The organism is Pseudomonas sp. PA1(2017) (assembly GCF_001945375.1).
Taxonomy (GTDB): Bacteria; Pseudomonadota; Gammaproteobacteria; order Pseudomonadales; family Pseudomonadaceae; genus Aquipseudomonas.
In genome coordinates, this window is the sequence record NZ_MSXU01000001.1 from 281,684 (window position 1) to 302,223 (window position 20,540).

At 66.2% G+C, this 20,540-nt stretch carries 24 protein-coding genes; 5 read left to right on the forward strand and 19 right to left on the reverse strand.

Annotated features, from left to right (window positions below):
* Positions 1-39: 39 nt before the first annotated feature.
* The 4 genes from BVH01_RS01250 to BVH01_RS01265 are packed head-to-tail and all read left to right on the forward strand — an operon-like array spanning position 40 to position 3,530.
* Entirely contained in the window at positions 40-957 is a 918-nt protein-coding gene (locus BVH01_RS01250) for a hypothetical protein (protein WP_075928596.1), read from the forward strand.
* A gap of 20 nt (positions 958-977) precedes the next feature.
* Complete coding sequence (locus BVH01_RS01255) at positions 978-2,135, forward strand: beta-ketoacyl-ACP synthase III (protein WP_075929108.1); 1,158 nt, start codon at positions 978-980, stop codon at positions 2,133-2,135.
* Positions 2,125-2,532 carry a hypothetical protein gene (locus BVH01_RS01260; protein ID WP_075928597.1) on the forward strand — a complete coding sequence of 136 codons (408 nt, stop codon included), beginning with the start codon at positions 2,125-2,127 and terminating at the stop codon, positions 2,530-2,532. Before BVH01_RS01255 ends, BVH01_RS01260 begins: the two co-directional genes overlap by 11 nt.
* Positions 2,529-3,530, forward strand: coding sequence for a BtrH N-terminal domain-containing protein (locus BVH01_RS01265; RefSeq protein WP_075928598.1), 1,002 nt, complete (start codon positions 2,529-2,531; stop codon positions 3,528-3,530). Before BVH01_RS01260 ends, BVH01_RS01265 begins: the two co-directional genes overlap by 4 nt.
* A 429-nt stretch (positions 3,531-3,959) precedes the next feature.
* Here BVH01_RS01265 and BVH01_RS01270 read toward each other — a convergent pair whose 3' ends face one another.
* From BVH01_RS01270 to BVH01_RS01295, 6 genes are read right to left on the reverse strand one after another with little or no spacing between them, the layout of a single operon-like run.
* Positions 3,960-4,511, reverse strand: coding sequence for a hypothetical protein (locus BVH01_RS01270; protein ID WP_075928599.1), 552 nt, complete (start codon positions 4,509-4,511; stop codon positions 3,960-3,962).
* On the reverse strand, positions 4,508-5,614 hold the full coding sequence (locus tag BVH01_RS01275) for a beta-ketoacyl synthase N-terminal-like domain-containing protein (protein WP_075928600.1): 1,107 nt from the start codon (positions 5,612-5,614) through the stop codon (positions 4,508-4,510). The genes BVH01_RS01270 and BVH01_RS01275 overlap by 4 nt, the downstream gene beginning before the upstream one ends.
* On the reverse strand, positions 5,611-5,877 hold the full coding sequence (locus BVH01_RS01280) for an acyl carrier protein (RefSeq protein WP_075928601.1): 267 nt from the start codon (positions 5,875-5,877) through the stop codon (positions 5,611-5,613). Before BVH01_RS01280 ends, BVH01_RS01275 begins: the two co-directional genes overlap by 4 nt.
* Positions 5,859-7,046 carry an ABC transporter permease gene (locus BVH01_RS01285; RefSeq protein WP_075928602.1) on the reverse strand — a complete coding sequence of 396 codons (1,188 nt, stop codon included), beginning with the start codon at positions 7,044-7,046 and terminating at the stop codon, positions 5,859-5,861. Before BVH01_RS01285 ends, BVH01_RS01280 begins: the two co-directional genes overlap by 19 nt.
* A complete protein-coding gene (locus BVH01_RS01290; RefSeq protein WP_075928603.1) occupies positions 7,043-7,927 on the reverse strand; it encodes an ABC transporter ATP-binding protein in 885 nt (294 codons plus the stop codon). Before BVH01_RS01290 ends, BVH01_RS01285 begins: the two co-directional genes overlap by 4 nt.
* Positions 7,920-8,327: a beta-hydroxyacyl-ACP dehydratase gene (locus BVH01_RS01295; protein ID WP_075928604.1), complete on the reverse strand. Its 408-nt coding sequence runs from the start codon at positions 8,325-8,327 to the stop codon at positions 7,920-7,922. The genes BVH01_RS01290 and BVH01_RS01295 overlap by 8 nt, the downstream gene beginning before the upstream one ends.
* A 69-nt stretch (positions 8,328-8,396) precedes the next feature.
* Here BVH01_RS01295 and BVH01_RS01300 point away from each other — a divergent pair, with 69 nt between their 5' ends.
* Positions 8,397-8,951 (forward strand): isoprenylcysteine carboxylmethyltransferase family protein, encoded by a 555-nt coding sequence (locus BVH01_RS01300; protein WP_075928605.1) that lies wholly within the window; start codon positions 8,397-8,399, stop codon positions 8,949-8,951.
* A 41-nt stretch (positions 8,952-8,992) separates the two neighbouring features.
* On the opposite strand, the gene BVH01_RS01305 is transcribed toward BVH01_RS01300, so the two are convergent.
* Genes BVH01_RS01305 through BVH01_RS01365 form a run of 13 tightly spaced genes read right to left on the reverse strand, consistent with a single transcriptional unit; the run spans position 8,993 to position 20,447 of the window.
* Positions 8,993-9,433 (reverse strand): excinuclease, encoded by a 441-nt coding sequence (locus BVH01_RS01305; RefSeq protein WP_075928606.1) that lies wholly within the window; start codon positions 9,431-9,433, stop codon positions 8,993-8,995.
* Positions 9,434-9,451: 18 nt separating this feature from the next.
* Positions 9,452-9,853 (reverse strand): hypothetical protein, encoded by a 402-nt coding sequence (locus BVH01_RS01310; protein WP_177344589.1) that lies wholly within the window; start codon positions 9,851-9,853, stop codon positions 9,452-9,454.
* 27 nt (positions 9,854-9,880) lie between these two features.
* Positions 9,881-11,107: a beta-ketoacyl-ACP synthase gene (locus BVH01_RS01315; RefSeq protein ID WP_075928608.1), complete on the reverse strand. Its 1,227-nt coding sequence runs from the start codon at positions 11,105-11,107 to the stop codon at positions 9,881-9,883.
* A gap of 16 nt (positions 11,108-11,123) precedes the next feature.
* Complete coding sequence (fabG, locus tag BVH01_RS01320) at positions 11,124-11,852, reverse strand: 3-oxoacyl-ACP reductase FabG (protein WP_075928609.1); 729 nt, start codon at positions 11,850-11,852, stop codon at positions 11,124-11,126.
* Entirely contained in the window at positions 11,849-12,316 is a 468-nt protein-coding gene (locus tag BVH01_RS01325; protein WP_139315717.1) for a hotdog family protein, read from the reverse strand. The genes fabG and BVH01_RS01325 overlap by 4 nt, the downstream gene beginning before the upstream one ends.
* Positions 12,313-13,512: a beta-ketoacyl-[acyl-carrier-protein] synthase family protein gene (locus BVH01_RS01330; RefSeq protein ID WP_075928610.1), complete on the reverse strand. Its 1,200-nt coding sequence runs from the start codon at positions 13,510-13,512 to the stop codon at positions 12,313-12,315. Before BVH01_RS01330 ends, BVH01_RS01325 begins: the two co-directional genes overlap by 4 nt.
* The gene (locus BVH01_RS01335; RefSeq protein ID WP_075928611.1) at positions 13,509-13,988 is read right to left on the reverse strand and encodes a DUF3261 domain-containing protein; all 480 of its coding nucleotides are present in this window, start codon (positions 13,986-13,988) and stop codon (positions 13,509-13,511) included. Before BVH01_RS01335 ends, BVH01_RS01330 begins: the two co-directional genes overlap by 4 nt.
* The gene (locus BVH01_RS01340; RefSeq protein ID WP_075928612.1) at positions 13,985-14,707 is read right to left on the reverse strand and encodes a class I SAM-dependent methyltransferase; all 723 of its coding nucleotides are present in this window, start codon (positions 14,705-14,707) and stop codon (positions 13,985-13,987) included. Before BVH01_RS01340 ends, BVH01_RS01335 begins: the two co-directional genes overlap by 4 nt.
* A 10-nt stretch (positions 14,708-14,717) precedes the next feature.
* The gene (locus BVH01_RS01345; RefSeq protein WP_075928613.1) at positions 14,718-15,962 is read right to left on the reverse strand and encodes an NAD(P)/FAD-dependent oxidoreductase; all 1,245 of its coding nucleotides are present in this window, start codon (positions 15,960-15,962) and stop codon (positions 14,718-14,720) included.
* Positions 15,949-17,097, reverse strand: a complete 1,149-nt coding sequence (locus tag BVH01_RS01350) for a sodium:proton antiporter (RefSeq protein ID WP_075928614.1) — start codon at positions 17,095-17,097, stop codon at positions 15,949-15,951. Before BVH01_RS01350 ends, BVH01_RS01345 begins: the two co-directional genes overlap by 14 nt.
* The gene (locus BVH01_RS01355) at positions 17,094-19,427 is read right to left on the reverse strand and encodes an MMPL family transporter (RefSeq protein ID WP_075928615.1); all 2,334 of its coding nucleotides are present in this window, start codon (positions 19,425-19,427) and stop codon (positions 17,094-17,096) included. The genes BVH01_RS01350 and BVH01_RS01355 overlap by 4 nt, the downstream gene beginning before the upstream one ends.
* Positions 19,417-20,025, reverse strand: a complete 609-nt coding sequence (locus BVH01_RS01360) for an outer membrane lipoprotein carrier protein LolA (protein ID WP_075928616.1) — start codon at positions 20,023-20,025, stop codon at positions 19,417-19,419. Before BVH01_RS01360 ends, BVH01_RS01355 begins: the two co-directional genes overlap by 11 nt.
* A complete protein-coding gene (locus BVH01_RS01365; protein ID WP_075928617.1) occupies positions 20,022-20,447 on the reverse strand; it encodes a thioesterase family protein in 426 nt (141 codons plus the stop codon). Before BVH01_RS01365 ends, BVH01_RS01360 begins: the two co-directional genes overlap by 4 nt.
* Positions 20,448-20,540 lie beyond the last annotated feature (93 nt).

Consider the following 20,540-nt stretch of genomic DNA (forward strand, 5'->3'; position numbering starts at 1 on the left):
TGGCATAATCCGCCTATTTTGCAGGGATTCGCTTTAAAAATGCGTCAGGTTCTCGTCGTTCACTTCTCACAGACTGGCCAATTGAACCGCCTGGTGCAATCGGTCTGTGCGCCCTTGCAGACGAGTGACGGCGTCCAGGTCGACTTTCTGGCCCTGCAACCGGCCCTGCCGTTCCCCTTTCCCTGGCCCTTTCTCGGCTTCTTCCGAATCTTTCCGGAAACCGTGCTGATGAAACCTCAGCCGCTGCTGCCGTTGGCCGTCGACGCTGACAAGCGGTACGACCTGATCATTCTCGCCTATCAGGTGTGGTTCCTGTCGCCCTCGCTGCCCTTCACCAGCTTTCTCGCCTCCCCCGAGGCCGCCTCGCTGCTCAAGGGGACGCCGGTGGTGACGCTGATCGGCTGTCGCAACATGTGGCTTATGGCCCAGGAGAAGGTCAAGGCACGCCTGCAAGCGCTGGGCGCGCGGCTGGTCGACAACGTGGTGCTGACCGATGCCTGCGGCACGGCGGCCAGCTTTCTGGCCACGCCCCTGTGGATGTTCACCGGTCGGCAGAAGCCCTACAGCTGGGTGCCGCGCGCCGGTATCGACGACGGCGAACTGGCGGCTGCCAGCCGATTCGGCGATGCCATGACGCGCCGCCTGCTGGCTGACGAGCGGCCCATCGAGCAGCCGATGCTCGCCGGCCTGGGCGCGGTGAAAGTGGATGAAAAGCTGATCGCCAGCGAGAAGGTCGGCAATCGCAGCTTCACCCTGTGGAGCCGCCTGCTGTCGGCGCTCGGGCCGCAGCAGAGCCGTCGCCGTGGTGCCGGGCTGGTCGTCTATATCGTTTTCCTGATCTGCCTGATCATCACCGTGGTGCCGATCACTGCGGTGCTGAAGAAGTTGCTGGCGCCGCTGTTCAAGGCGCGTATCCAGCGTGAAAAGGCCTATTTCGCCGGGCCCTCCGGCGAGTGAAGCGGGCCGAGGACAAGTTCATGGCAATACCCGTATTCATCAATCGCATCAGTGCCTGCCTGCCCCACGAGCCCGTGGGCAACGAGCAGATGGAGTCGCGCCTCGGCATGGTCGGCGGCAAGCCGTCGCGGGCGCGCAAGCTGATCCTGCGGCGCAATGGCATCCAGCAGCGCCACTACGTCATCGACCCGATCAGTGGCGAGCCGAGCATGAGCAACGCCCAGCTCAGTGCCGAGGCGATTCGCGGTCTGGCCGGCGATGGCTTCACCCTGGACGAACTGGAGTGCCTGGTCGCCAGCACCTCGTCGCCCGACCAGGTGATGCCCGGCCATGCAGTCATGGTGCACGGTGAGCTGGGCAACCCGCCCTGCGAGGTGGCGACCACCGCCGGTATCTGCGTATGCGGGATGACCGCCCTGAAATACGCCTGGATGAGCGTGGCCAGCGGGCAGAGCGGTAATGCCGTGGCCTGCGGCTCGGAAGTGGCTTCGGCATTGATGCAGGCGCGCAACTTCAACGCCGAATACGAGAGCCGCGTCGACGAGCTGGAGACGCACCCCGAGATCGCTTTCGAGAAGGACTTCCTGCGCTGGATGCTTTCCGATGGAGCGGGCGCCGTATTACTGCAGGACCGACCCAACCAGGCCGGCCTGAGCCTGCGCATCGACTGGCTGGATATCTACTCCTTCGCCGACCAGATGCCAGCATGCATGTACGCCGGTGCCGAGATGCAGGACGGTGCGCTGCGCGGCTGGAGCCGCTATGACGCCGACCAGCGCGCGCACCGCTCGGTGATGGCCATCAAGCAGGACGTCAAGCTGCTCAACGACAACATCGTCCGCTTCACCGTGGTCGAGGCGCTGCGCCGTATCATGGCGCGCCGCGAGTTGCGCGTAGCGGACATCGACTGGCTCCTGCCGCATTACTCGTCCGAGTTCTTCCGCGAGCGCCTGGCGGCTGGCCTGGCCGAGGTCGACCTGCCGATTCCCATGGAGCGCTGGTTCACCAACCTGACCAGCAAGGGCAATACCGGTGCAGCGTCGATCTTCATCATCCTCGAAGAGCTGTTCAATGGCGGGCACCTGCGCAGTGGCCAGAAATTGCTCTGCTACGTGCCGGAAAGTGGGCGTTTCTCCAGTGCATTCATGCATCTGACGGTGGTCGGCAATGAAGCTTGAAGACGTTCCCCAGGACCCGGATTCCGCCTACGGCGGGCACAGCAAGCTGCTTTACGCCGTCGATGACAAAGGGCATTACCAGGGGGCGCAGAGCGCCGGCTGGGAGCCCGAGTCCTATTCCACCCAACTGGCCGTCGCCGAGCTGCAGGCCCAGGAAGCCGAGGCCCATGCCGCCTGGCAGCGCGGCGAGGTGTCGCCGCTCAAGTGCCTGATGTATCGCTATCGCATGGACGAAGCGGCGCTCGCGCAGATCGCCGGGCTCTGGCAGTGGCGTGTGCGTCGGCATTTTCGACCCGAAGTCTACCGGCGCCTGAGCAATGCGCTGCTGGCCCGCTATGCCGAAGCCTTCGGCCTGAGCGTCGACGAACTGCGCCGTTATCAGAAGGAACTGCCATGACCGCCTTCGAGCACCGTCAGAGTGCCCACTGCGAAAGTGGCGTGATGGCCAGCTTGCTGACCCATGCCGGCCTGCCGATGAGCGAGCCGATGGCGTTCGGTTTGGCTTCGGGCCTGGCGTTCGCCTACTTGCCGATCGTCAAGCTTGGTGGCATGCCGCTGATCGCCTACCGCATGCCGCCGCGGCACCTGATCAAGACCCTCAGCAAGCGCCTCGGGGTGCGCCTGACCAGCCGTACGTTCAGCAATCCCGAGCAGGGCCGTACTGCGTTGAACGCAGCGCTGGACAGCGGGCGCCTGGCTGGCCTGCAGAGCTCGGTGTTCTGGCTGCCGTACTTTCCGCCGGAGATGCGCTTTCACTTCAACGCCCATAACCTGCTGGCCTACGGGCGCGAGGGCGACGAGTACCTGCTCAGCGACCCGGTGTTCGAGGCGCCGGTGCGCTGCGCCGCCGAGGACCTGCAAAAGGCCCGCTTCGCCAAAGGGGCGCTGGCGGCCAAGGGGCTGATGTATTACCTGGACGACGTGCCGCAGGAACAGGACTGGCAGCGGTTGATTCGCCAGAGCGTGCTGTCCACCTCGCGGATCCTCGACGGCATGCCGCTGCCCTGGATCGGCATCCGTGGCATTCGTCACCTGGCCAAATGCGTCGAGTCGCTCGACCCGGCCCAGAGCAAGTACAACCGCCTCTACCTCACCCACATCGTGCGCATGCAGGAAGAGATCGGCACCGGCGGCGCTGGTTTTCGCTTCATGTACGCCAGCTTCCTGCAGGAGGCCGGCGAGAAGATCGGCGACGCCACATTGTGCGAGGCCTCGACGCGTATGACCACCGTGGGCGACGACTGGCGCCAGTTCGCCTCGGCCTGTGTGCGCGCCAGCCGCAGCAAGGGCGAAGCGCCGGACTTCAGGCCGATTGCCGAGATGCTGCGGGGGATTGCCGATCAGGAGCGAGTGTTGATGAAAGAGTTGGGGGCTTGGGCCAAGCGTAGGGTCTGAGATAAGGCTGTAGGAGGGTCGGTGCGGAGCTTTTGTAGGATAGGCCGGGCGGCGATCCGCTTTAGCCTCGAGTTTTCTGAACAGCCCGCTTCACATGCTTGAGCTGTGATTTGCCAGAGTTATCGAATTGCTCTTGCGTTCGGTTCCGCTCTGACGAGCGGGTTACTTTTGGCATCGCCCCAAAAGTAACCAAAAGGTCTAGCCCCGACATTCGGCCCCGGCTTCGCCGGGGTTCCCTCACTCCATCGTTGTTCCGGGGGCCGGCCTGGAAGGGCCATCCATGGCCCATCAGGCCTCTCGCCGCATCCATGCGGCTCGTCCCCCTGCACAACGACTCCATTCGGCCTCCTGAAGGGGCGATTTGTGTCGCCTGTTATTCCCGTGTAGGAGAAACATCAAAAAGTTAGAGCCAGCCAAACGCCCGCTGCGTTACAGCTGCAACTGCAGCACATCGATTCCCGCCGTCAGCCCGGCAAAATCAGTTGTCTGGCTTGATCCCTCGATCAACACCGCCTGAGCCTCGAAGGCCTGGTCTTCATCGATCAGCACCAGCAGCGCCTGGCCGATCAGGCCGTCGGCTAGATCAAGCCCAGCCAATGCCTGCAGGTGCTTCCATACGTGCGGACCGGCGCCGATGAACAGGTTCGGCCCTTCCAGCTCCAGTTGCGCTGCGACGTGAAAGCCGGCGGCATTGCTGACGCTGTTGACGAACTCGAAGGGCTTGGGCTGCAGCTGGTGCACGCACACGCTGTCGAGCAGTGAGCCCATGGTGCCCCTCGCCGGGTGGCGCGAGGCCAGGTAGAGGCCGCAGTCACGGCGTATCTTGGCCTTGAGCGGTGCGGTGCACAGCAGGGCCTGCAGGATCAGCCGGTCGATCCGCCGTGGCGCACTCGGCAGCCAGTTGATCAGCGCGGCCTTGAGGTCCTTGTCGGTGTTTTCCAAATCCCCGCGTACGCTGCAGGCCGCGATGGTATGGCTCATGGTGCGTCTCCTGCGCAGCGTTGCAGCACCAGGCTGGCGTTGTTGCCGCCGAAACCGAAGAAATTGGCCAGCAGCAGGCTGCACTCGGCGACCGCCAGGGGCTGATCGGGCAGGGGCAGCAGGGCGTCCATGGCGTAGTCGCAGGCGGGCAGGTGGGCGAGGTTTTCCACCAACAGCAGGGTTTCGGTCAGGCCGCAGGCGCCCAGGGTATGGCCGAGCCAGGGCTTGAGCACACAGAGGGGCGGCAGCGCTTCGCCGAACAGCAGGCGCACCCCGTTGCTTTCGGCGCGATCGTTGGCGCCGGTGGCGGTGCCATGGGGTTTGACCAGGTCGATCTGCGCGGCGTCGATACCGGCGCTGCGCAAGGCTTCGCGCATCACCCACTCGATATGGCTGCCGTCTTCGCGGGTATTGGTCAGGCTGCTGGTGTCGCAGGCGCTGAAGCCGCCCAGCAGGCGGGCCAGTGGTGCCGGGCCCGGTTCGAGTGCCAGCAGCGTGGCCGCGTAGGCTTCACCCAACACCAGGCCATCGCGCTGCGGGTGGAAGGGTCGGTAATCGCCACTCGGCGAGACCAGGCCCAGGGCGCCAAAGCCTTGTTGGGCAATGGCACTGGGGGTTTCGAAGGCCAACACCAGAGCCCGGCGATAGAGCCCGGCGCCGAGCATTCGGGCACCGTAGAGCAGGCCGTTGGCGGCGCTGGTGCAGGCGGTGTTGAGGGTGAAGGCATCGGCGAAGCCGAAGCGCACGCGCAGCCGTTCGGCGAGCAGGTCGAGGGAGGTCGAGTGGCTCGGGTGGAAGCCGCCCTGCTGCGCGGCGAGCGCCTCCAGCTCGTCAATGTCCAGGCTGGTGCTGGCGACGATCAGCAGGCAGTCGTCCGTTGCGCCGGGGTCGCCGCCTAGGGTTTCGCGGAGCAGCCGGTCGAAATGCTCGTCTAGGCTTTCATCGCCGGCCACGGCAAGGTACGGGCGCGGTTCCTGCAATTCATGCAGCAGCACGGTACTGGCCTGCGGCTTCGCGCCGCTGCGCAGGGCTGTATTGGCGGCGCACAGATCGGCGCCGAGGGCGCTGTGCAGCGCGCCTCGCTGCAGGTAAACGGGCGTCACTGCTGCTGCCTGATGAAGGCCGCGATACTGGCGATGCTGTTGAGAATGCGCCGACCGTCCTTGGCCCCTTCGATGCGCACACCGTAGTGCTGCTGCAGCGCCAAGGAGACCTGCAGGGCGTCCAGGCTGTCCATCTGGATGCGGCTCTGCTGGCCGAACAACGGCTCGTCGTCTGCGATGCTTTGCCAGTCGATGTCGTCTTCCTTGTCGCACTCGCGAATCAGCAATTGCTTGAGCTTTTCTTCTAGTAGTGTGTGGTCCATTGCGTTTGCTGTACTCGTTTGTGGAACAGGAACAAGCCCCCGGCACCGGCCACCGCTGCAAACAGCAACAGGCGAGCGCACCACGGGGCTACGTCGTTCAGTGAGCCGTGGCCCACCAGCAGGGTAAGGAAGGCGTCCAGTGCCCAGCTCATCGGCGACACTTCCGCCAGCTGGCGCATGGCCTCGGGCATCACGCTCTTGGGCACCATGATGCCGCCGATGGCTGCGAGGATGATATTGATCCCGCCGCCAAGCAATAGGGCTTGTTCACTACTGCGCGCCAGAGCGGCCAGCAACAGGCCCAGGCTGCTGGTGGCCAGGGCGATGCTGACGGCCAGCATGGCGTAGGCGAGCAGGCTGCCGTTGAGTTCCAGCGCGGGCAGGCCGGCCAGTGGCAGCCCGTGCACGCCGATCGTCAGCAGCACCGCGAACTGCACCAGGTTGATGGCCAGGTACGGCAGCACCTTGCTCGCCGCCAGGGTGCCGAGCCCCATGCCCAGGCAGCGGAAGCGCAGCAGCGCGCCGCTTTGTTGTTCGCGCTGGAAGCTGCCGGCCATCGGCAGCACCACGAAGAACATGCCGAAGATCAGCCAGGCCGGCACGCTCATCTGTGTGGCGTTGGCCTGGGCGCTGAGGTCGCCGCTGGCCAGGCGTTCCTGCTCGTCGATGCGGCTCTCGGTGCGCTGCTGGACCAGTTCGAGCTGCTCATCGCGGGTGAGGCCTTGTTCCAGGGCGCCGCTGTCCTGCAGATACGCGAGCAGCCGGGTCTGCGCCAGGGCGATGGTTACCGCAGCGTGCAGGCGCTGGCGCGACAGGCGGTCGAACTGCGTCGGAAAGCTCAGCGCCGGGCCCTGGTGAGGGGTGTCCAGCAGCCTCTCGTCGAAGTCCGCGGGCAGGCTGATGCGCGCCATCTGCGCCGGCCCATCGTCCAGCAGCTGGCTGTCCGGCAGTTGCGCCTGCAGAGCGTCGTGAAAGAAGCGGCTCGACTCGCTGGGCTGCGGGGTTTGCAGCACCAGTTGCAGTGGCGGCAGGCGGTCCTGCAGGTAGCTGGACATGGCGCCGGCCATGATCACCAGGAACAGCGTCGGCATGATGAACAGCACGGCCAGCGCGTGGGGGTCGCGAACCAGCAGGAGAATTTCCTTGCGAACCAGGGCGCGCAGTCTCACAGGCGACCTCCGTTGAGGCGCAGGTAAAGCTGCTCCAGGGACGGCCGACCGAAGCGCAGCAGGCTGGGCGTTTGCGGCTGTGCGGCGATGAAGCGGGTGATCGCCAGCAACTGCTCCACGTTCAGCGCGGCGATGCGCAGGCCGTTGGGCGTGAACTCCGCGCTCAGGCGGAGCTCGGCCAACAGCGCCGGCAACGCCTCGGGCACGCGTTCGGGCCACTCCAGAAACAGCCCCGGCTGGTCACCGAGCAACTGGTGCGTATCGACATCCAGCTGCACACGGCCTTCGTGCAGCAGCAGAATGCGGTCGGCGACCTTTTCCACTTCGTCCAGGTAATGGCTGGTGTAAATCACCGCCTTGCCGTCGGCGGTCAGCTGCTGCACGGTGTCGAGCAGCAACTGCCGGCTGGCGGCATCGACGCCCACCGTGGCCTCGTCGAACAGGTACAGATCGGCCGGTTGCAACAGACCGATGGCGAAGTTCAGGCGCCGCTGCTCACCGCCGGACAGGCATTCGGCGCGGCGCTCGAGCTTGTCTACCAAGGCCGTGCTGGCGATGCAGCGTTCCAGGCGCTGGCGCCGCTCGCTGCCGCGCAATCGGTAAAGATCGGCGAACAGCGCGAGGTTCTCCCGCACCTTCAGCCCGGCGTAGAAGGCCAACTGCTGGGGCACCAGGCCCAGGCGCCGCTCGCCGTGCCAGGCGATCTGCCCATCCAGCGGCTGCAGCACGCCGCTGAGCAGCGACAGCAGGGTAGTCTTGCCGGCGCCGTTGCTGCCCAGCAGCCCTAGGCACTGGCCGGCATGCAGGTGCAGGTCGATGCCGTGCAGCGCCGGTTGCCCGGCGCCGGGGTAGCGATAAGCGAGGCGGCTGAGTTCAAGCACGGACGAGCACCAGCAGCAGCTTGCCATCCAGCAGCAGGCGCTCGCCTTCCTGCACGCTGAAAGCGTAGAGCGCGCCGGCCGGGCTCAGGGCTTCCTGGGTCGCGCTGACCAGCAGGGCGCCTTCACGCCGGGTGGGGTGATAGTGCAGCTGCAACTGGGAGAGTTTGCCGACCAGGGCCATTTCGATGGCGCTGTCGCTGCCGTATAAGGCACCATGCGCAGCGCACAACTGGGCAGCGGCCTCGAACAACAGGCTCGGCGAGGCGTTCTCGCCGAGGTTCTGCAGATGCTGCCAGCCGCTCAGGCCGCGAATGCCGGTGGCATCGTGGTCGAGCAGGGCATCCAGCCAGAGTGCCTGGCCCTGGTGCGGCAGCAGTGAGTGCAGTTGGGTGCGATCCATGGCGGGCGTCTGGCGGCGGGCTGCTAAGCGAGCGCAGCAGTGTAACAGAGGGTATTGGGGAGCAAGCGAGTGAGCGGTTGGCAATTACTGGTTTTCGTGGGGCTGAGCATCGCCCTGACGCTCGTCTCCTGGCGCTCGCTGGGCAACCCGCGCAGCCACGGCTTCTATCGCTACTTCGCCTGGGAGGTGATGCTGGTGATGCTGGTGCTCAACGCGCCGTTCTGGTTCGAGGACCGCGCCGCCGTGCATCAGCAGATTTCCTGGGTGTTGCTGACGTCCTCGCTGGCTGTGCTGTTCGCCGGCGTCTACCAGATGCGCCGCTTCGGGCGTGCCGACGAGCGCCGTCAGGACGACGAACTGTTCGCCTTCGAGCGTACCTCGCAACTGGTTACCAGCGGCATCTTCGGCTACATCCGCCATCCGATGTACTGCTCGCTGCTGCTGCTCGCCTGGGGTATCGCCTGGAAGCAGCCGACCACCCTCGTCATGCTGCTGGCAGTCGCGTCCAGCGTGCTGCTGTGGCTCGCCGCGCGCGTCGAGGAGCGTGAGTCGTTGGCCTATTTCGGCGACGCCTACCGCGACTACATGGCGCGCAGCCGGATGTTCGTGCCCTTCATCTTCTGAGCCGACGCGCCGCAAGGCTGTGCTTGCGGCGCATCACGGGCTTACTTGACGCTCGCGTATTTACCCTTCAGCGCAACGCCGGCCATGATGGCGCCGGCGTGGCATTCGTACTTGCCGCTGTCGCGGTATTCCTTGTTCTTGTAGTTGCTGGCCAGGTCGACCACGGCGTTGGCGCCTGCCGCCTTGGCCGAGTTCTGCAGTTTGATCAGCGCCGATTGCAGCGCCCAGCTGCAGGCGGCTTCGTCGGTCTTGTTGAAGGCGTTGGTCTTCTGGCTGGTGGTGACGTTGGCGTTGATGATCTTGGCGCCGGCCGGGGTCTTGTTCAGGTAGAACTTCACCGAGCCGTCGAGGCGACCGGCCTGGGTGGCTTCGTTGACCACCGACTGGAAGTCGAGGAAGTGGGCGGTGTCACGGGCCTGGCTGACGGCGGGTAGCAGGGCGGCGGTGAGCAGTGCAGCAGCGGTCAAGCGTTTCGCGTTCATCGGGTTTCTCCTGGGGTGTTACTGGGGCATGGGAAGGGAGGGGCTTTGCAGTTCCTGCTGGATACTGCGGTCGAGATTGCGGACCCACTTGTTGTAGTTGCGGTGGATCTTGCCTTTGCGGTAATCGAGGTTGTGGCTGTCGCGGTAGCGGATCGAGTAGCCCGACGCGCTGTAGGGAATGGTGATTTCGGCCTGATGGCTGCGGCGGGTGATCAGCGCCATGATCTGCCCGCGGTCGGCGCGCTCCACCGTCCACTGCCGGCGTTGCAGGGCGGTGAGGATCGCCCGGCGCATGTCGTCCTCGCTCTTCACTATGGCGGGCGGCGCACTGCTGGTGATATTCAGCACCGGTTTCGAGGTACAGGCGGTAATGCCCAGCAGCAGTGCGGCGAGCAGGGCGAAGCGGTTGAGGCGAGACATCATCCTTGGTCCTTGTCTTGAGAAAAATCAGCGCCAGCGGCGAAAGATCAGCGACGTATTGACCCCGCCAAAGGCGAAATTGTTGTTCATCACGTATTCGTGGCTCATCTCGCGGAACTCGCCGCGCAGGTAGTCGAGCTCGCCACAGGCCGGGTCGATGTGCTCCAGGTTGAGGGTGTGCACGTAACTGTCGCGGTTGAGCATTTCGATGCTGAACCAGGACTCCAGCGCGCCGCAGGCGCCCAGGGTGTGGCCGAAGTAGCTCTTTTGCGAGCTGATCGGCATGCGCGGGCCGAACAGGCTGCTGGTGGCCTGAGTTTCGGCGACGTCGCCCTGTTCGGTGGCGGTGCCGTGACCATTGACGTAACCAATGGCCTCGGGCGTCAGCGCGGCATCTTCCAGGGCCAGCTCCATGGCCCGGCGCATGGTGCTCTGCACCGGCTTGGTGGCGTGCTGGCCATCGGCATTGCAGCCGAAGCCGACGATCTCGGCGTGGATGGTGGCGCCGCGCGCCAGGGCGTGTTCCAGCTCCTCGAGCACCAGCATGCCGGCGCCTTCACCGATCACCAGGCCGTCACGGCCGCTGTCGTAAGGGCGCGGGCTGGTGTGTGGTGCGTCGTTCTTCAGGCTGGTGGCGTACAGCGCGTCGAACACCATAGCTTCGGTCGGGCACAGCTCCTCGGCGCCGCCGGCGAGCATCAGCGGCAGGCGGCCGAACTTGATCGCCTCGTACGCGTAGCCGATGCCCTGGCTGCCGCTGGTGCAGGCGCTGGAGGTGGGGATCAGCCGGCCGGTGAGGCCGAAGAAGATGCTGATGTTGGCCGCCGTGGTGTGCGGCATCATGCGGATGTAGGAGTTGGCGTTGAGGCCGTCGGCCACCGAATTGAGCAGCATGTTGCCGAACGCCTTGATCTCGTCGGTACTGCCGGTGGACGAGCCGCAGGCCACGCCCATGCGCCCATCCTTGATGCTTTCGTCTTCGAGCAATCCGGCGTGGGCCAGGGCGCGTTCGGCGGCGTACACCGACAGGCGTGACACGCGGCCCATGCTGCGCAGCTGCTTGCGGGTCCAGTGGGTGGGCACGACGAAGTCGTCGACCGGGCCGCCCAGGCGGGTGTTCAGCTCGCTGAAGCGATCCCACTCGTGCATCACGCGAATGCCGCTGCGGTTGGCGCGGAAGTTCGCCGCGATGCTGTCCCAGCTATCGCCCAGGGAGGTAATGCCGGCCATGCCGGTAACGACTACGCGTTTCATGCCACTTCGCTCTCTTTCAACACAGACCGCCGTTCACGGCGATCACCTGGCGGGTGATGTAGGCCGCCTCTTCGGACATCAGGAAATTCACCGTGCCGGCCACTTCTTCCGGGGTGCCCATGCGCGCGGCCGGTACCATCTTGAGAATCTCCTCGAGCGGTACGTGCTCGTCGAGAATCTCGGTGTCGATCAGCCCAGGGGCCACGCAGTTGACGGTGATCTTGCGTTTGCCCAGCTCGATTGCCAGGGCCTTGGCGGCACCGATGATGCCGGCTTTCGAGGCGCTGTAGTTGACCTGGCCGCGGTTGCCGATCAGCCCGGAAACCGAGGTGATGCAGACGATACGCCCTGGCTTGCGACGACGCACCATCGGCATCGTCAGTGGGTGCAGCACGTTGTAGAAACCATCCAGATTTGTGCGCAGCACCACATCCCAGTCCTCCTCGCCGAGTGCCGGGAAGGCGCCGTCGCGAGTCAACCCGGCGTTGCACACCACGCCGTAGTAAGCACCATGGCTTTCCACGTCGGTTTCCAGTGCGTTGCGGCAGGTTGCCCGGTCGGCCACGTCGAACTGCAGGATGCGCGCCTTCTGGCCCATGGCCTCGATCTCGCGCTGTACCGCTTCGGCCTCGTCGCGGCGCGAGCGGCAGTGCAGCACAAGGTCGAAACCGGCGCGCGCCAGGCGCAGGGCGATGGCACGGCCGATACCGCGGCTCGATCCGGTGACCAGAATGGTCTCGCTCATTGGGACGGCTCCTGAAGTGGGGGTTCTTGGATATAGGTGGACACGTCACGGGGCTGGAACACGTTGAGCCGCGCTTCGACCAGGATGTCCGGGCCTTCGAGGCGGCATTCGAACACGCACATGCCGTTGTCGTCCTGCAGCGACCGATTGGCGTGGATCAGCAGGGTGCTGCCAGCCGGGAAACGGTCCACGTTGCAGGTGAAGTTGCGGGTGCCGAGCAGAAAGCCGAGTTCCACCGGCAGGCCTTGTTCACGGGCGTGGCAGCCGGCGAACGCGGCCACGCTCTGGGCCATCAGCTCGATGCCCACCGCAGCCGGCAGGCTGCCGTCGGCTTGGCTGAACAGGCCGCCAGGGCGTACCACCAGGCGGGTGTCGATATGGTCGGCGCCGAACGCCAGCACCTCGTCGATCAGAATCATGTCGCCAGCGTGGGGCACCAGCTCGGCGACGGGCCAGACACTCACGAAAGGTCTCCCAGGATCAAGGAAATGTTGTTGCCGCCAAAGGCGAACGAATTGCTCATCAGATAACGCCGGCCGGGGCTTGGCAACTGTCGGTTGGCGTTTGCGCTGACCAGATCGAGTCGCGGCAGGTGCGCTTCGGCCTGGCCGTCCCAGATGTGCGGCGGCAGGCGATTGGCGGTGTTGTAGGCCGACAGGGTCAGCCAGCAGAAGGCCGCCTCCAGAGCGCCGGCAGCGCCCAGGGTGTGGCCGGTCAGCGGTTTGCTCGACGAACAGGCCACGCCCGCCGGGAACAGCGCCTGCACGGCCAGGCTTTCCATGGCGTCGTTGTGCGTGGTGGCGGTGCCATGCAGGTTGAGGTAGCCGATCTGTTCGGCGGCCACCCCGGCGGCGGCCAGTGCCTGGCGCATCGCCTGCTGGGCGCCGAGGCCCTCGGGGTGGGGGGCGGAAATATGGTGGGCGTCGGAGGTGGCGCCGCCGCCGAACAGGCCGATGCCGGGGCCCTGCTCCGCGCGGGTCATCAGGAACAACGCGGCAGCCTCGCCGATATTGATGCCGTGCCGGTTGACCGAGAACGGGTTGCAGCGCTCGTCGGATACCGCCTCCAGGCTGGCGAAGCCGTTCAGGGTCAGTTTGCACAGGCTGTCCACGCCGCCGCACAGCACCGCGTCGCACACGCCCATGCGCAGCAGGCGCTGGGCGGCGAGCAGGGCGCGGCCGCTGGAGGTGCAAGCCGTGGACTGGCAATAGACCGGGCCGCTGAGGTCCAGCCAGTCAGCCAGGAAATTGGCTGGCGCGGCGATCTCCTGGCGGCTGTAACGGTAGGCGGCCGGCAGCTCGCCGTCGTGTACGTACTCGGCGATGTGCTCGCCGGCTTCGGCGATGCCCGAGGTGCTGGTGCCGAGCACCACGGCGATGCGGCTGGCGCCGTAGCGGGCGATAGCGGCGCGGATGTCGTCCTCGATCTCCCGGGCGGCGGCGAGCAGCAGGCGATTGTTGCGGCTGTCGGCGTGCTCGAGGCCGGCGGGGATCTCCGGCAAGGGCGTCTCGACCGCGCCAACGGTCACGCTGCGCTCGGGAATCCAGCCGGCCTGGCGGCGCATGCCGCGGGTGTCGCCGGCGAACAGAGCATCGGCCACCGCCTGCTTGCCCTGGCCGAGGGCGCAGATCACGCCGAGGGCGTCGAGTCGAGCGATCATGGTTGCGTCTCCAGCGGGCGCACGCGGTACTGCTGCGTGGCATTGCTCAGTTCGATGGCCTGCCCGGCGCCATAGCGGATACGCCAGTCAGGGGCCAGCTGGCGCCCCTCGGCGCCTTGTCGCCAGCCTTTATCGGCATAACTGCCGGCCAGTTGAGCGTCCGGGGTGAGGGCGAACAGCAGGGCGGCGAACAACTCGCGGGCCGCGGGGTTGGGTGGCAGCAGGCCGTCATTGTGCCAGGCGCCGCCTGCCAGCGATTGCCGGGCCAGCGGGACGCCAAGGGGGTCGAACAACGACCAGCGCAGGGCCTCGCCCTCGGCCTGGATCACCAGCAGCCAGTCCTGGCCATCGGCGGTGCTGACCTGCAGCGACATCGGCAGCGGCTGCGCCAATTGCGGCGTGGTGGCGGGCAGCGGCGTGCGGGCGGCGCAGGCCGTCAGCAGCAGGATGCAGGCAAGGGTCAGCAGGTGTTTCATGCCGGCTCCAGCGGTTTGCGCACCGCGGCGTTGACCAGGGTCTCGTTGCGCTGGCCGAACGGCTTGGCCTTGCGGATGCCCCAGCGCTCCAGCAAGCCGAAATCCTCCGAGCGACTCCACCATAGGTACGGATAGGAGACGTTGCGTTCGCTGAATTCGAAGCCCTGCTGGCGCAGCATGGCCAGGTATTCAGCGGCGCTCTTCTGCACCTCCATGGGGTGGCGGAACAGCCAGCGGATCACCCAGGTGTCGATGTAGTACTTGGTCGACTCGGCGAACAGCAGCAGGCCGCCGGGCTTGAGCACGCGCCAGAACTCGGCCAGCGCCTGCTCCTGCTCGACCAGATGATGAAAGGTCTGATGGCAGAAGAGCATGTCCACGCTGGCATCGGGCAACTGGATCGCCGCGCAGTCGCTGGCGATCAGTTGCACGTCGAGGCCCAGGCGCTGAGCTTCGGCGCGCGAGCAGTCGAGGCTGTGCGGGTCGGCGTCCAGGCCGATGATCCGCGCCGGCGCGAAGGCACGTTGCAGCAGCGAGAACGACTTGCCCTGGCCGCAGCCGGCATCCAGCACCACCGGTGCGACGGGCAGCGGGCCGTCGATCAGCCCGCGCAGGTCGTCGACGGCCACGCGCAGCACATGGTGCTGCCACACGTGGCTGCGCAGGAACCAGAAACCGAAACCGGTTTCTTCGACGTAGGTGGACGCGGCGCGATCCATCGCAATCTCCTTAGGCACTGGCGCACAACTCGGCGAGCACCCGCAGGCGACGGCGAGGTTCGGCCACATAGGGGTTGTGCGCGTCCCACGCATAACCGGCGAGGATGGAGCTGATCATGGCGCGGATCTCGGGCGAGGCATTGGGGTAGTAGATGACGTCCTGGAAGCTGCCGTCGTACCAGCCCTCGACATACACGCGGAAGGTGTCGACGCCGCGTTTGAGCGGAATCGCGAAGTCTTGTTCCCAATCCACGGTTTCGCCGCTCAGCTGGCGATGCAGCAGGTTGGCGGCCATGCTCGCCGAACGCATGGCGATGGTCACGCCCGAGCTGAATACCGGGTCGAGGAATTCGGCAGCGTTGCCCAGCAGCGCGAAGCCCTTGCCGTGCAGGGCCTTGACGTTGGCCGAGTAACCTTTGATCTCGCGCACCGGGGTGTCCCACACGGCATTGCCCAGCACCTTGGCCAGGCTTGGCGTTTCGGCGACGAACTGCTTGAGCGCGGCGTCCATGTCCTCGGGGGAGCCGTCGAAGCGCTCGGCCAGGCCGACCACGCCGAGGGAGCAACGGCCGTTGCTGAACGGAATGGTCCAGAACCACACGTCGCGCAGGCTGGCGTGGGTGGTGATGAGGATCTTCTCGCGGTCGAAGCCTGGGTGGTCGATGCGGTCTTCGATATGGGTGAACAGCGCCTTGCGCATCGGCAGGTTGGACGGCAGTTCGAGGTCGAGCAGGCGCGGCAGCAAGCGGCCGTAGCCGCTGGCGTCGAGCACGAAGGTGCAGCGCACCTGGTACTCGTGGCCGTCGGTCAGGCGGCGTACCGACAGCAACGGCTGCTCGCCGCTGAAGTCCACGGCGACGATTTCCTCTTCGTAGCGGATGGTCACGCCCTGGCGCTCGGCTTCGTCGGCCAGCACCTTGTCGAAATCGGCGCGCTGCACCTGGTAGGTCGAGCCGAAGCTTTTGGTGAAGGTCTCGCGGAAATCGAAGTCGGTGTAGCGATCACCCCAGGCGAAGGCGGCGCCGTGCTTGGTCTGGAAGCCCGCCGCCCGCACCGCGTCGATCATCCCGGCTTCCTCGACGAAATCCAGGCAGTGCGACAGCAGGCTCTCGCCGATCGAGAAGCGCGGGAAGCGCTGGCGTTCGAGGATCAGCACCTCGTGGCCCTTGCGCTTGAGGATGGCGGCGGCAATCGCGCCGGCCGGGCCGGCACCGGCTACGACGATCTGATGCTGTTGGACTTCAGGAGACTTCATAGCGGCTCTTTGCCTCGAGTTTGGTTGATCTGCGCAGGGTCGCCGGCAGCAAGGTGCACAGCAGCCCCATGAGCATCAGGGCGAAATACAGTTGGGTGCTGATGATCTGCTGATGTAGCAGCAGGTTGAGAAAGACGATCTCCGTCAGGCCGCGAGTATTGAGCAGAATGCTCTCGCGCCATTTGCTCTGGCTCAGCTCCAGGCCACCTGCCGCCCACGAAAGCCCCAGCCAGCTACCGGCGAGTTTGCTGATCGCTGGCAATGCAAGCAGCGCGATGAATTGCGTGGCAGTGAAACCGAAGTCTGCGGCCAGGCCGTGCCAGTCGATCTGCAGCAGGCCGTAGGCAAGAATCAGCGGCACGGCGAGCCAGGTCTGCAGCGCCGTGAAGGCCTTGGCCGGCAGCGGCAAGCGCAGCGGTAAACGCAGAGCGGCAGCCAGCAGCAGGTAGGCGATACCGAACACCAGCACGTTGTAGCCCAGTTGCTGGAGGAGCAGTAGCAGGCCAAGAAACAGACTGCCGTTGAGCACGGCGTGGCGCAGACCGAGCAAGCGCAGCACCAGCGGGCTGGCCGCTGCCAGCAGCGGCCACAGCAGGCTGCTGGGGTCGCGGCTGCCCTGGGCGAGGGCGAAGATCGACCAGCACAGCAAGTCCATGAGAATCGCCGCCTGCATCAGCGTGCGGGTGCGCGCAGCGGGGTAGGCGAGATCCTGCAGATACAGAAACAGCACCGGAATCGCCGTCAGCGCGAACAGCAGGCCGATGGCGATGGATGTCAGGCTGTCCAGCGGTGGCAGCAGCCACAGTGCGCAGACCAGGCCGCAGAAGAACGGTACGAAGAAGCTCGGTAGGGCGATCTTCAGGCTGGCCGCCTGTAGGTCGAGGTCGATCACGTCGCTGAGAATATGCGCCAGCAGCAGGCTGAAGGCGATGCCATAGAGCGGCTTGAGCCAAGCCGGGGCGAGCAGTTGCTCGGCGCCGACGCCCAGCGGCGTGCTCCAGTACAGCAGCAACGGCAGGGCGAAGGTACCCAGCAGCAATTGGCTGACGATGGCGATCAGACCCAGGCGTTTGCCCAACCAGGTGGTCAGCGCGAACAGGCCGATCAGCGCGAGCCAGCAAAGGGCGATCGTCATTCCTTCACCTCATGCTGTTGCGTGCCGGCCCACGGCGAGAGCAGGAAGCAGAACATCAGGCCCAGGCTGATGGCCAGGCCGAAGTTGGCGATGGCGGGCGTCTGGCTGATCAGCAGCAGGCCGAACGACAGCCAGCTGGAGACCGCCGATAGCAGCGTGCCGAGTAGGCTGACCGCCGGCCCGCCGATGTTCTCGCGCATCAGGATGGCGTAATCGACGCCGATGGCGGTGATCAGCAGCAAACCGAACAGGCTGAACAGCGTCAGCGGCTGTCCCAGCCAACCCAGGCAGGCCAATGCCGCCAGCGCAGCCAGCAGCGGCAGGCAGACCACCCGCAAGGCGCCGCCGAGGCCGAACGGAATGCACAACAGCAGCACGATGGCCAGGCAGGAGATCAGCTTGAGTTCGGCGGCGCTGACCTGGGTGGCGGCGAACAGGCCGTTCAGCTCGCCCAGGCGGTCGACCAGTTGCACACCGTCCAGGCCATCCGCGGCGCCTTGCAGCACGGCGCTGTCGGTCTGCCCCTGCAGGCTGACGATGGCGGCCACACCCTGTTCGTCACGGCCCAGCCACAGCGCCCGCCAGGGCTCGGCCAGCGGGCTCGCCAGGGCCTGCTCCAGGCTTGCCTGAGGTTGTGCCAGTAATTGCTGCAGCTCGGCCTGTAAGGTTTCGGCGGGAATGCCCAGCGCCAGGAGCGGCTGCCAGTGGGCGGGCAGCGCACGCAGCGCTTCGCGGGATGCCTGCAATTGGTCGGCGGGGGCGAGCAGTTGATTAAGAGACAGGTAGCTGCGCAGTTGGCCGCTGCTGGCGAGCGCGTCGAGCCGCGCGCCGAGCGTCTGCTGGCGCTGCAGCAGCTGTGCTTCGTCGTTGGCGCGCACCAGGAAGAACTGGCTGGTGGGCTGCTGGCCGGTGAGTTCGACGATGCGTTGCGACTGGGCGAACAGCGCGGGGTCCTTGCCCAGCCACTGACGCAGGTCGTTCTGGCTGTGCAGCTGCCAGATGCCGGCGGCGCAGAACGCCAGGAACAGCGCCAGCAGCCAGTAGGTGCCGCTGCCCTGGCGCAGGCGACCGTGCCAGCTCATCGCGCGCTTCGCGACGGCCAGCAGGCGTGGCGCCGGGCGCAGGCGCATGCCGTTCAGCCAGGCAGGCAACAGGCACACGGAGCACAGGTAGGCGCCGATCAGCCCGGCTGCGGAGAACGCGGCGATCTGGGTCAGCGCCGGAAACGGCGTGAAAGCCAGCGCCAGGTAGCCGATCAGGTTGGTGCCCAGGCTCAGGCTCAGGCCCGGCAGGGTGCTGCGTAGCGCGCTCCAGCTGCGCCATTCGGCGTGGCCCCAGCTCTTGCTCAGGTAGTGCAGCGGGTAGTCGGCGGCCACCCCGATCAGGCTGGCGCCGAGCACCAGGGTCAGGGCGTTGATCTGCCCGAAGATCAGCACGCAGGCGGCGCAACCGGCTACCAGCGCGACGCCGATGGGCAGCAGGCTGAGCAGCACCCGCGGGCGGCGGAAGCCGATCAGCAACAGCAACAGGGTGCCGAGGCTGGCCGCGCCGCCGATCAGGGTCATCTCGCTCATGGCCTTGTTCTGGCCGGCGGCGGCATACAGCGCGCCGCCAGTGGCGAGCAGCTGGCCGCCATCGGCCTCGACGGTCTGGCGGGCCGCGTCGATGCCCTGGGCGATGACCAGTGGCGCCTGCATGTCGAAGGCGTCGCCACGGCTGCGCAGGTGCAGCACGGCCCAGCTCATGCCGGGCTCGTTGACCAGCAGGGTGCCGCTGGCCAGATCCGGCTGCACCCGGCCGCCGAAATTGAGTGCCTGCTGGGCGCGGGCGCCCAGGCCGAGCCAGTCCTGCTCCGGCGGCAGCAGGCTGAACGAGGCGAAGGGGTCGAACAGCGCTGCGGCGCGTTGCTCGATGAAGGCGTCCGGTCGCTCGATCAGCAACTGCCGGTCGGCGGCAGGCAGCAGGTTCAGGCGGCTTTCGCGCAGGTGCTGGCGCAGGGCATCGAGGTCGCTGTCGAGCTGCCAGCGCACTTGCTCGAAATGGCCGCTGGCCTGCCATTGGCGACCCAGTTCGGCCGCCAGGGCAACCGCGCGCTCGCGCTGCGGGTGGCCGACCAGCACCAGCAGGTCGTGCTGAATCGGTTCCTGCATGCGTGCCTCGGCCTGTTGCAGGCGTGCGTCGCCGGCGCCGCTGGGCAGCAGGGCGAGCATGCTGGCCGCTACCGGCGGGCCGTTGCGCCATTGCCAGGCGGTCAGCGCCAATAGCGCCACCAGCAGCACGGCGAACAGCCGCGGCAGGCGGCGTTCGATCAGGGTGTGCTCAGCGCGCAAAATCGCTGCGCTCCTGTTCGCTCAGGGCGTCGCCGGCGATGCTGGCGGGCATGCGCAGCAAGGTGCGGTCACCCTGGGTTTCGTGCAGTTCGATGCGCTCGACCAGTTCGCCACCGCCGATGTCGATGCGCCTGAACACCTGCTTGAGCAGCAGCGAGGTCGGCGTCAGGGTCAGGGTCCAGGCCTTGGCGTCGCCACTGAGCTGCAGCTCGAAATTGCGCGCCAGGCCGCTGTGGTTGCCCTTGAGCACGTCGAGAAACAGCTTGCTCTGCTGGGCCGCCACGTCACGCCCGGGTTGCATCTGCCAGCCGTCGGCGGTGCGCTTGGCGATGCCGTTGGCGTCGATGCGGTAATCCTGCTTGAGCGGTTTTTCCAGCTTCCACAACAGGCCGGCGTCGGCGGCCAGCACGAAGGTGCCGCTGCTGGTCAGCGGTTGCGGCAGGGCGCGCAGGTGCTTTTCCTGCACGAACGGGCCGCGCACCACGGGGTGTTGCGACAGTTGCTGGCTCAGTTGATCCAGGGTCAGTGGCTCGGCCTGGCTGTTCAACGCGGTGAGCAGCAGGCCGAATAGTAGGGAGAAACGCGCCAGGGCTTTCATCCAATCACCCGCTGCACGGCATCGATGAAGACCTTGGGCGAGGCCAGCTGCATTTCGCGGCTGGCGATCTCCACCGCGACCTGCACGCTGCTGCCGCGGGTCATGCGTTCGCCGGTGGCGGTGTCGCTGATCAGGTAGTGGATCTTCAGGCGGTTCTCCCATTCCACCAGGTCGGCGCACACGCTGATGCGCTGGCCGAAGGTGGCGCCACGGATGTAGCGCAGCTGCAGGTCGATCACCGGCCAGGCGTAGCCGCTGTCGCGCATTTGCGGGTAGCCGTGGTCGAGCTTGTCGAGCAGGGCGCATCGGGCCTGCTCGAAGTATTTGACGTAGTGGCCGTGCCAGACGATTTCCATCATGTCCACGTCGAAGAACGGCACGAGGATTTCCACCTCGGCCTGCAGAACGCCTTTAGCGCGCATGGAGAGCGTCCTCGAGAGCGATGGCTATCTCTGTGGGAGCGGGCCATGCCCGCGAATCGCGGGCATGGCCCGCTCCCACAGGTTTGCCGGCAC